The organism is Stenotrophomonas sp. STEN087 (genome assembly GCF_056759115.1).
In genome coordinates, this window is the sequence record NZ_JBRRCR010000116.1 from 1 (window position 1) to 10,341 (window position 10,341).

The 10,341-nt window shown below is 66.4% G+C and carries 8 protein-coding genes; 2 read left to right on the forward strand and 6 right to left on the reverse strand.

Going from position 1 to position 10,341, the window contains the following annotated elements:
• Positions 1–195 precede the first annotated feature (195 nt).
• Positions 196–657 (reverse strand): manganese-binding transcriptional regulator MntR, encoded by a 462-nt coding sequence (gene mntR, locus ACVOK1_RS19135; protein WP_481562950.1) that lies wholly within the window; start codon positions 655–657, stop codon positions 196–198.
• A 116-nt stretch (positions 658–773) separates the two neighbouring features.
• On the opposite strand from mntR, the gene ACVOK1_RS19140 reads away from it, so the two are divergent.
• Positions 774–2,105 (forward strand): Nramp family divalent metal transporter, encoded by a 1,332-nt coding sequence (locus ACVOK1_RS19140; RefSeq protein ID WP_481562951.1) that lies wholly within the window; start codon positions 774–776, stop codon positions 2,103–2,105.
• A gap of 193 nt (positions 2,106–2,298) precedes the next feature.
• Here ACVOK1_RS19140 and ACVOK1_RS19145 read toward each other — a convergent pair whose 3' ends face one another.
• From ACVOK1_RS19145 to ACVOK1_RS19160, 4 genes are all read right to left on the reverse strand, one after another.
• Positions 2,299–2,625 (reverse strand): thioredoxin family protein, encoded by a 327-nt coding sequence (locus tag ACVOK1_RS19145; RefSeq protein ID WP_150454143.1) that lies wholly within the window; start codon positions 2,623–2,625, stop codon positions 2,299–2,301.
• Complete coding sequence (locus tag ACVOK1_RS19150) at positions 2,597–3,064, reverse strand: flavodoxin (RefSeq protein ID WP_481562952.1); 468 nt, start codon at positions 3,062–3,064, stop codon at positions 2,597–2,599. The genes ACVOK1_RS19145 and ACVOK1_RS19150 overlap by 29 nt, the downstream gene beginning before the upstream one ends.
• Positions 3,065–3,089: 25 nt before the next feature.
• A complete protein-coding gene (locus tag ACVOK1_RS19155) occupies positions 3,090–4,130 on the reverse strand; it encodes a ribonucleotide-diphosphate reductase subunit beta (protein ID WP_481562953.1) in 1,041 nt (346 codons plus the stop codon).
• Positions 4,131–4,229: 99 nt separating this feature from the next.
• A complete protein-coding gene (locus tag ACVOK1_RS19160) occupies positions 4,230–6,542 on the reverse strand; it encodes a ribonucleoside-diphosphate reductase subunit alpha (RefSeq protein ID WP_481562954.1) in 2,313 nt (770 codons plus the stop codon).
• A 482-nt stretch (positions 6,543–7,024) separates the two neighbouring features.
• On the opposite strand from ACVOK1_RS19160, the gene ACVOK1_RS19165 reads away from it, so the two are divergent.
• A complete protein-coding gene (locus ACVOK1_RS19165) occupies positions 7,025–8,002 on the forward strand; it encodes a zinc-binding dehydrogenase (RefSeq protein ID WP_481562955.1) in 978 nt (325 codons plus the stop codon).
• Between the two features lie 72 nt (positions 8,003–8,074).
• Here the strand turns inward: ACVOK1_RS19165 and betT are convergent, their stop codons facing one another.
• The gene (betT, locus tag ACVOK1_RS19170) at positions 8,075–10,054 is read right to left on the reverse strand and encodes a choline BCCT transporter BetT (protein ID WP_200752486.1); all 1,980 of its coding nucleotides are present in this window, start codon (positions 10,052–10,054) and stop codon (positions 8,075–8,077) included.
• Positions 10,055–10,341: the final 287 nt, after the last annotated feature.

Consider the following 10,341-nt stretch of genomic DNA (forward strand, 5'->3'; position numbering starts at 1 on the left):
AAAACTGTCTATGGGGGGTGGGGTCGGGTTGACGTGGCGTTAGCGGCATGGATGCGGCGACCGGGCTAACAGGGAGTAACTTGCAGCGCCCCCCTCAACCGCACCCACCCCGCCATCCCACGGATAGCCAGCTTTTGCCGTTGAAGTTGACGTTGATTGCAGCAGGTGCAGGGCTGCAAGCCCTGCGCACACACCTCAGCCCTCAGACTTCCTCACGAACGCCTCGAACAGCGCCAGTGTCTGCTCGCTTACATGGTGCTCGATGCCCTCGGCATCACGCCGCGCCGTATCCGGGTCCACGCCCAGCGCCAGCAGGAAGCGCTCCACGGTCTGGTGCCGCTCGCGGCTGGCATGGGCCAGCGCCTCGCCTTCCGGGGTCAGGAACACGCCGCGGTAAGGACGCTGCACCACCCAGCCATCCCGGGCCAGGCGCCGCAGCATCTTCGCCACCGTCGGCTGGGCCACGCCCAGGCGCGTGGCGATATCGACCTGGCGCGCTTCACCACCGTCGGCCAGCAGGTCGGAAATCAACTCCACGTAGTCCTCGACCAGCTCCATCCGGTGTGCCTCGCGCACCTGCCGGAAGCTCTCGACCTGGCGCTCGGCCTCGATCAAGGGGGGGTTCTTTGCCGATGTCGAAGCGCCTGTCTTGCCCACGCGAGTGCCTGTCCTGCCGATGACTTCCGGATCTGAACCTGAATTCTGGACCAGTGACGCAGCAAAGACGATTGTTTCACATTGCTAATGGATATAGCAGTGGCTATATTGCAGCCATGAACACCGTCGCGCCCACCGACTCCCCGGCCGCCCCCGCAGCCAGCCTCGGCGCGCTCAACGCCTCGGTGGCCGTACCCGACAAGGGCCACTGGTGGTTCCGCCTGCTGGCCTTCATCGGCCCCGGCTACATGGTCTCGGTCGGCTACATGGATCCGGGCAACTGGGCCACCGACCTCGCCGGCGGTTCGCGCTTCGGCTACCTGCTGCTCTCGGTCATCCTCATTTCCAACCTGATGGCGGTCATCCTGCAGGCGCTGTCGGCGCGGCTGGGCATCGCCACCGGCATGGACCTGGCCCAGGCCTGCCGCGCGCGCTACCCCAAGCCGGTCAACCTGGCGCTGTGGGCACTGTGCGAAGCGGCGATCATCGCCTGCGACCTGGCCGAGGTGATCGGCACCGCCATCGCGCTGAAGCTGCTGTTCGACCTGCCACTGCTGTGGGGTGCGGTGATCACCGCGCTGGACACGCTGCTGGTGCTGCTGCTGATGAACCGCGGTTTCCGTGCACTGGAAGCCTTCGTCATCGCTCTGCTGATGATCATCTTCGGCTGCTTCCTGTTACAGATCGCGCTCGCCGCGCCGCCGGTGATGGAGGTGCTGGGCGGCTTCATCCCGCGCACCCAGGTGGTCACCGATCCGCACGCGCTGTACATCGCCATCGGCATCATTGGCGCGACGGTGATGCCGCACAACCTCTACCTGCACTCCTCCATCGTGCAGACCCGCGCCTATCCGCGTACCGATGCCGGCCGCCGCAGTGCGCTGCGCTGGGCGGTCACCGACAGCACGATCGCGCTGACTCTAGCGCTGTTCATCAACGCCAGCATCCTGATCCTGGCCGCGGCGGTGTTCCATGCCAATGGCCGTTTTGATGTGGAAGACATCGAACAGGCGCACCAGCTGCTGGCACCGATGCTGGGCGTGGGCCTGGCCTCGACCCTGTTCGCGGTGGCCCTGCTCGCCTCGGGCCTGAATTCCACGGTCACCGCCACCCTGGCAGGGCAGATCGTGATGGAAGGTTTCCTGCATCTGCGGCTGCCACCGTGGCTGCGGCGCCTGATCACCCGTGCGCTGGCGATCATCCCGGTGGTGGTGGTGATCCTGCTGTTCGGCGACCAGGGTGCGGTGAAGCTGCTGGTGCTGAGCCAGGTGGTGCTGTCGATGCAGCTGCCGTTCGCGATCATTCCGCTGGTACGGCTGGTGACCGACAAGGCCACGATGGGCGCACTGGTGGCCCCACGCTGGCTGGGCAGCATCGCCTGGGCGATCGCCGTGGTGATCGTGGCGTTGAATGTGAAGCTGCTGGTGGATACCTTCGCCGGCGCGTAATCCGGAACCCTGGGGTCGGATCCCTTGCCGCAGGCAAGGGCTCTGACCCCGGTCATCACGGCCAGTAGATCCACGCCACGCGTCGTTGCGGGGTCAGAGCCCTCGCCTGTGGCGAGGGATCCGACCCCAGTAGATCCACGCCGTGCGTGGATGCCCATCACCGCGCGAACGGCATCCGAGCATGGGCTCGGCTCTACAAGTGCAGCGCGATCGCGGCTTCAATCTGCTGCGGCGACTGGAAACCGGCCAGCCGCTGCCGCTCATCCCCATCACGGAACAGCGACAAGGTCGGCGTCTGCCGCAGCCCAAGCTCGCGGAAAAACGCTTCGCCCAGCACTTCCAGCTGCACGCGCAGCAGGGTCGTGCCCTGCCCCGCCACGCTGTTGGCCACGCGGTGCAGCGACATCTCCAGCATCCGGCAGCCCGGGCACTGGTCCTTGTGGAAATCCACCAGCACCCGCGGGTGTTCGGCCAGCAACTGCTGGAACTGCTCAGGCGTGGTGGCGTCGATGATCTGCATCGTGCGTACTCCGGTAATGGGCCAGGACCGCATCGGTCCAGGCGTCGATGGCCGCGGCGTGGCGTGCGCCATGCGGCATCTGTTCGATTTCCAGCGGCGGGTAGCTGCTGTTGAAATAGCGGATCAGCCGGTGCACGGCGCCGCAGTAGTACTCCTGCCCCCACTGCGTCTCGCCGGTACCGAATACCGCAAGCTGGCGCGGGCGTTGGCCACGCTCGGCGATGCCGGCCACCCAAGCCTTCATCTCCGACGGCGTGCGCCCAGCGTTGTCGGTCCAGCTGCCCAGCAGCACCAGGTCAGCCTCATCGGCGGCCAGCGGGGCAGCAGAACGCAGGTCATCAGCCTCCTGCCAGTGCACCGCATGCCCGGCGGCCAGACAGCGCGCCTGGATCAGCCGGCCCAGCTCGCGGGTATTGCCACTCAGCGAGGCCACCACCACCAGGATGCGCAGCGCCGCGCCGGGTTCAGAGGTCGTCGAAGCCGTTGTCGACGTTGGTCTTCTTGTAACTTGCATTGCGCATCTCGAAGAAGTCGGTCTTGGTCTCGGTGAAATTGTCGGCGTAGGCCTTGATCCACGGCATCACGTTGTCGGTGGTGTCGCTGTACAGGCGCTCGATGCCCAGCATGCCGGCCATCTTGTTGGCGCGGTATTTCACGTAGCGGGTCATTTCCTCCACGTCGATGCCGTCGATGCCATCCAGCACTTCCGACGACCACTGCGTTTCCAGCTCGATGGCATGCTCGAATGCCTGGTGCACGTAGGCCGTCAGTTCATTGGTCTGCAGCTCCGGGTTCTCGCCGATGATGGCGCGGATCAGCTCGCTGATGAACTTGGTGTGGGCCAGCTCGTCGCGGTTGATGAAGCTGATGATCTTGCCGGTACCGGTCATGCGGTTCTGCCGCACCATGTTGTAGAAGTACGCAAAGCCGGAATAGAAGTTGATGCCTTCCAGGATCGACGACTGGATCAGCGACTTCAGCAGGGTCTCGGCGGTCTTCTCACGCATGAAATCTTCATACGCTCCCATGATCGGCGCGTTGCGCTTGATGATGGTCGGGTGCGTGCGCGCGATCTCGAAGATGCGGTTCTGGTTCGGCAGGTCGGTGATCGAGGCCAGCACGTAGCTGTAGCTCTCGTTGTGGATCACCTCCTGCTGGCCGATGATCGCCGCGTTGGCATGCGCGGCCGGGTCGGTGATGTACTCGGCCACGTTGTAGATGAAACGGGTCTGCGGCGAATCGAGCGTGGCCAGCAGGCCGATGATCGAGTCGTAGGCGTTCTTCTCGCGCCCGGACAGCTCGCCGTACTGGCGCGCGTCCAGCTTCATGTCCACCTCGTCGGGGATCCAGAAGTTGGTCGACAGCTCTTTGTAGGCCCGATAGAACGACGGGTACGGGATGTCGTTCCAGTTGAGGATGCCGCTGGTGCGGCCGTTGATGATGCCGGTGCTCCGGTTGGGGTGGCGCGGTTCGAGGATCTTGATGCGGTCGAGGGGGGTTGCCATGGTCTTACCTGCAAGGGGTAGCACCGGGCCATGCCCGGCGGGATGTATGACGGCCGCGTGTTGCGCTCGCCGGGCGTGGCCCGGCGCTACCGTTGCGCGTCAGCTCGAGCACCACTCGCATTCGCTGATGTCGATGTCGTTGGAGCGCACGTAGTACGTGGTCTTAAGGCCCTCGCGCCACGCGCTCAGGTGCAGCTCCAGCAGCGTGCTGGCGCGGATGGTGCTGGGCACGTACAGGTTGAAGCTGATCGCCTGGTCGACATGGCGCTGGCGGCGCGCGTTCTGCCGCACGCTGGCGAACTGGTCGACCTTGTAGGCGCCCTTTTCGTAGTACGGCCACGTTTCCAGCGACAGCCCCGGTGCGGCCACCGGACGGCGGAAGTCCTTCTTTTCCTCGTAGTAGAACGCGCTGTAGATCGGGTCGATCGATGCGGTGGAACCGGCAATCTGCGCGGTGCTCATGTTCGGCGCGACCGCCAGCAGCCAGCCATTGCGCAGGCCGTGCGTTGCAACGTCACGGGCCAGGCTGTCCCAGCCCGCGCCCTCGTAGCGACGGTCACGGAAGTAGGCGCCGGTCTGCCAGTCGCTGCCGGTGAACATCGGGTAGCTGCCCTTCTCCTTCGCCAGCTGCGCGCTGGCCTGGATGGTCAGGAAGTTGATCCGCTCGAACAGCGTGTCCGACAGCGCCTCCGCTTCGGGCGTTTCCCAGTGGATGCCCTGCTGGGCCAGCAGGTGGTGCCAGCCGAAGGTGCCCAGGCCGATGGCGCGGTATTTGCGGTTGGTGATGGTGGCCTGCGGCACCGGCAGCGCGTTGAGGTCGATCACGTTGTCGAGCATGCGCACCTGGATCGGGATCAGACGCTCGAGCACGTCCTTTGCCAGCAGGTCGTCCGGCGCGGTGATCGCCCGGCCGAGATTGATCGAGGACAGGTTGCAGACCACGAAATCGCCGGCGCGGCGGGTGGTGACGATCTGGTCGCCGCTGACGATCTCCTGGATCATCCGCGTCGGGCTCATGTTCTGCAGGATCTCGGTGCACAGGTTGCTGGAATAGACCATGCCCGCGTGCTTGTTCGGGTTCTTCCGGTTCACTTCATCGCGGTAGAACAGGAACGGGTTGCCGGTTTCCAGCTGGCTGACCATGATCCGCTTGAACAGGTCGATGGCGCGCACAGTGCGGCGGCTGATGCGCTCGTCGCCCACCAGTTCGGCATAGCGGTCGCGGAAGCTGCCCGCACCGCGTGTTTCATCGTAGAAGTCCTGCAGGTACCAGCCCTTGGCCTGCTTCACTTCGTGCGGGTCGAACAGGCACCAGTCGGCGCGGCGCTCCACCGCCTCCATGAACAGGTCCGGCACGCACACCGCCGTGAACACGTCGTGCGCGCGCAGGCGCTGGTCGCCGTTGTTCAGGCGCAGATCGAGGAAGGCCTCGATATCGCGGTGCCAGATGTCCAGGTACACCGCCACCGCGCCCTTGCGCTGGCCGAGCTGGTCGACCGACACGGCGGTGTTGTTGAGCTGCTTGATCCACGGCACCACGCCGCCGGACGAATTGGGCACGCCGCGGATCGGCGCGCCGCTGCTGCGCACATAGCCCAGGTAGGCGCCGACCCCGCCACCGTGCTTGGACACGCGGGCGATATCGGTGTTGGAGTCGTAGATGCCCTGCAGACTGTCATCCACCGTATCGATGAAGCAGCTGGACAGCTGGCCGCCGACCTTGCCGGCATTGGCCAGGGTGGGCGTGGCCACGGTCATGTACAGGTTGGACAGCGCCCAGTAGGCCTCGCCCACCAGCTGCATGCGGCGTTCCCTCGGCTTTTCGTCCTGCATCAGGTACAGGGCGATGGTCAGCCAGCGCTCCTGCGGCAGTTCGTACACTTCGCGGCTGCCATCGGTGGCGAGATAGCGCGTGGCCAGCAGGTACAGGCCGTTATAGGCAAACAGGCGGTCGCGCTCGGGATCGATCATCTGCCCGGCCTGCTGCAGTTCGTCCTTCGAATAGCAGCGCAGGATGTCGTTGCTGTAGACCCCACGGTCGGCCAGGCTTTCCTGCAGGCCCACGTAGGAACCGTACTTCAGGCTGACATCGTAGAAGCGGTTGCGGCTGGCGCGCTTGTACAGCCGACGCAGATACAGCCTTGCCGCGAACTGCTCCCACTCCGGCGCCACCAGGTCCACGCGCGATTCCGCCTCGCGGATCAGCAGGTCGACCAGGTCATCGGCGCTGATGCTGGGCTTGCGCTCGACCATCGCCTGCACCACGCGGCGGTAGTCGCTCACATCCAGCTGCGGGAACTCGGCATGCACGCCGTCGATGCTGCGCTGCAGGCGCTCGGCCTCGAACGGCAGGCGGCGATTGCCGGCTTCCTTGGTGATCCAGGTGGGCACACGTTCGCCACCGGCGCGCATGGCGTCGCCGGCGCCGGCCAGATCGGCCGCGCGGTAGGTACTGTCGGTCATTGTCCTGCATCTCCAGGCACGCACGCCTCGAAGCGTCGATGCCATGGCGGCCCTGCGCGCGATACCGGCGCCCAGGGCAATCGGTTGGTGTGCCATTGCGCGGGAACGTCAGACCGTCGGCGATGAGCCTGCGCCTGCGGCCGGTATCCGGGCCGTGGGGGGCGATCTGCGTCCGCACGATGGCGGCCGCGTCGACACGGCAAGCCTTCAGGGGCGGGCCGCGGGACGTTTGCTGCATGTCCGGCGGCGGCGGCTGACCGGGAGTGACGGCCACAACATAGTGGGGATATTGAAGATCGTCAACACAAGATGCGGTGATGAGTACATTCCGCGACGATCCGTCGCAGGATGCCGTGTTGCACCACCAGTGCCTTGTCGACCGCGCGCACATCCCCAGATGTAATGAACATTCCTACTTCATGGATGCGTCCATGCGCGCCGCCCTCTATTCCGCCTTCGGCGATCCCGCCACCGTCCTTGCCATCGCCGATGTTGCCCTGCCCGAACCCGGCCCGGGCGAAGTGCGCATCCGCACCACGCTCGCCTCGATCCACAACCACGACCTGCTGACCGTGCGCGGCCTGTACGGCTACAAGCCGACCCTACCGGCTGTCGGCGGCAGCGAGGCACTGGGCGTGGTCGATGCGCTGGGTGAAGGCGTGGAAGGCCTGCAGGTCGGCCAGCGCGTGGCCGCCGCATCGGTGCACGCCACCTGGGCCGAGGCGTTCATCGCGCCGGCACGGATGGTCATCCCGATGCCGGACGCCATCGCCGACGAAACCGCGGCACAGCTGATCGCGATGCCGCTGAGCGCGCTGATGCTGCTGGAGTTCCTGAAGGTGGACGCCGGCCAGTGGATCGTGCAGAACACCGCCAACGGTGCTGTCGGCAAATCGCTGGCGATGCTGGCCCGCGCACGCGGCGTCAACGTGGCCAACCTGGTGCGCAATGCCAGGGCCGTAGCGCAGCTGCAGGCGCTGGGCATCGAGCATGTGTTCGACACCTCGCAGGACGGCTGGAAAGACCGCGTGCGTGCAGCCACGGGTGAGGCGCAGGCAGCAGCAGCCGTTGATTCCATCGGCGGCGAAGCCAGCGCCGACCTGGTCGACCTGCTCGGCCTGCACGGCACGCTGGTGTCGTTCGGCGTGATGAGTGGCGAGGCGATGCGCATCCCGGCCAGCGGCCTGATCTACAAGGAAGCCACGGTGAAGGGCTTCTGGGGCAGCAAGGTCAGCCAGGCAATGGCGGTGGAAGACAAGCGCCGCCTGGTCGGCGAACTGCTGCAGCGCGCGGCCAGCGGCGAACTGACCCTGCCGGTGGACGGCATCTTCGCGCTGGACGACATCAAGGCCGCCGCGACCGCCAGCGCGCAGTCGGGGCGTGGCGGCAAGGTGCTGCTGCGGGTCTGATCGCCAGAGGGTTGAGCCGAGCGTGGGCTCGGCTCTGCACGGAGGTGCGGACCAACGGTCCGCACCCACCCATCACCGGCTCAGATGCAGGAACTGCAGGTGCCGTTCGTACTGGCTGATGATGTCGTTGATGATCTGCTTGCGGCTGTAGCCCACCAGGTCGTAATCCTGGCTGCCTTCGAACAGATGCACCTCGGCGCGGTAGTAGCGCTGGTTGCGCAGCTGCTGCGCGGCAAACGACGGGGTCAGGTAGCCGCTGAGGATCACCCGGTACTGGAAGTCCTGCTGCTCGCCATGGTTGACCGACAGCTCCATGTCACCGGCCTCGAAGCGCGTGACCACCTCCCAGCCCTGCCCCTGCAGCTGCTCGGCCACCGCTTCCATTGCCGGCTTCACCGTGTCATCCATGAAGCGGTAGACCTGGTCGCGCACCGGGAAGTGCATGGCCTGGCTCAGGCGCTGGCGCCAGCCCTGGTGGTGGCGGTCGTCGCCGATCAGCGGTGACGGTCGGAACTGCTGCGCACGCTCGCGGTGCGATTCATCGCTGAAGGCGCGGGTCAGGCCCCACATCATCAGCAGCAGCACCGCCGAGAACGGCAGCGAGGCCAGCACCACGGCCGACTTCAATGCGTCGATGCTGCCGGCCAGCAGCAGCCCGGCGGTCAGCACCGCGATCACCGTACCCCAGAACACGCGCAGCCAGCGCGGGCCATCGTCCTCCGGCGCACCACCGTGCGAGGACAGCGTGGACAGCACCACCGCCCCCGAATCGGCCGACGTCACGAAGAAGATGAAGCTGACCAGCACGGTCACCGCGATCACCGCCTTGCTCCACGGGTAACCATCCAGCAGCGCGTACAGCACCGTGGGTGGATCATCCACCGCAAGCTGCGCCAGCTGCTGCTGGCCATGGTGCAGCACCTGGTCCAGCGCGCTGTTGCCGAAAATCGACAGCCACGCCAAGGTGAAGCCGAGCGGGATCAGCAGTACGCCGAAGACGAATTCGCGGATGGTGCGGCCGCGCGAGATGCGCGCGATGAACAGGCCCACGAACGGCGCCCAGCCGATCCACCAGGCCCAGTAGAACACCGTCCAGCCGCCCAGCCATTCCGGCCGGCCGCCGTAGGCGTACACATCGAAACTCTTGCCGACCACGCTGCCCAGGTAATCACCCAGGTTCTGCATGAGCGTGCTGAGCAGGTACTGGGTGGGGCCGGCGCACAGCATGAACAGCACCAGCGCGATGGCCAGCAGCATGTTGATGTTGGCCATCCAGCGCACGCCCTTTTCCACGCCGGACACCGCCACCGCCACCGCGGCGCCCATCATGCTGGCCACCAGGATGATCTGCACCAGGTTGGAGTGCGGCACGTTGAACAGATGGGTCAGGCCGGCGTTGAGGTGCAGCACGCCGAAGCCCATGTCCGCACCGATGCCGAACACGGTGGCGACGATGCCCAGTGCATCCACCGTGTAGCCGATGGGCCCGTTGATGCGCTTGCCGATGAGCGGGTACAGCGCCGATCGCAGCGCCAGCGGCAGGTTGTGCCGGTAGGCGAAGTAGGCCATCGCCATCGCCGCCAGCGCGAACACGCCCCAGCCATGCAGACCCCAGTGCAGGAACAGCAGCTGCATGGCCTGGCGCGCACCCGCCTCGCCGGCGGCCGCATCGCCCTGCGGTGGCTGCAGGTAATGGGTCAGCGGTTCGGAGACGCAGAAGAAGAACAGGGTGATGCTGATGCCAGCGGCGAACAGCATGCCGGCCCACGACAGATAACTGAATTCCGGTTCGTCATGGTCGGCCCCCAGCTTGATGCCGCCGTACTTGGACAGGGCCACGCCGACCACGAACACCAGGTACAGGGTCATCGCCAGCAGGTAGTACCAGCCCACGTTGAGCGCGGCCCAGTCCTGCGCCTTGACCAGCAGGCGGCCGGCGCCCAGCGGGAACAGGCTGACGAACAGTGCGAAGGCAACGACGACGATCGCCGCGAAGGCGAAGACGGGCCGGAGGGTGCGCACCGGGGTGTGTTGAGGCTCCAGTGCTTCCATCGGCAGCCATCTCCGGTCGATCAGGGATTAGCCGACCGAGTCTGCATGAATGGCAGTGGACGCAGGATGAAGTGCGGGGTCGCGATGACAGCCCCGGGACAGGCCACGTGTGTTACGCGCGCGCCCGGGGCGAACGGTAGTGGGGGGGGGGGGGGGGGGGGGGGCGCGGGTGGGGCGCGGGGGGGGGCGGCGGCCCCCCCCGCGGGGGGTTGGGGGGGGGGGGCCCCCCCCCCCCCCCCCCCCCCCCCCCCCGCGGACCGGGGGGGGGGGTGGGGTTGGGGGGGGGG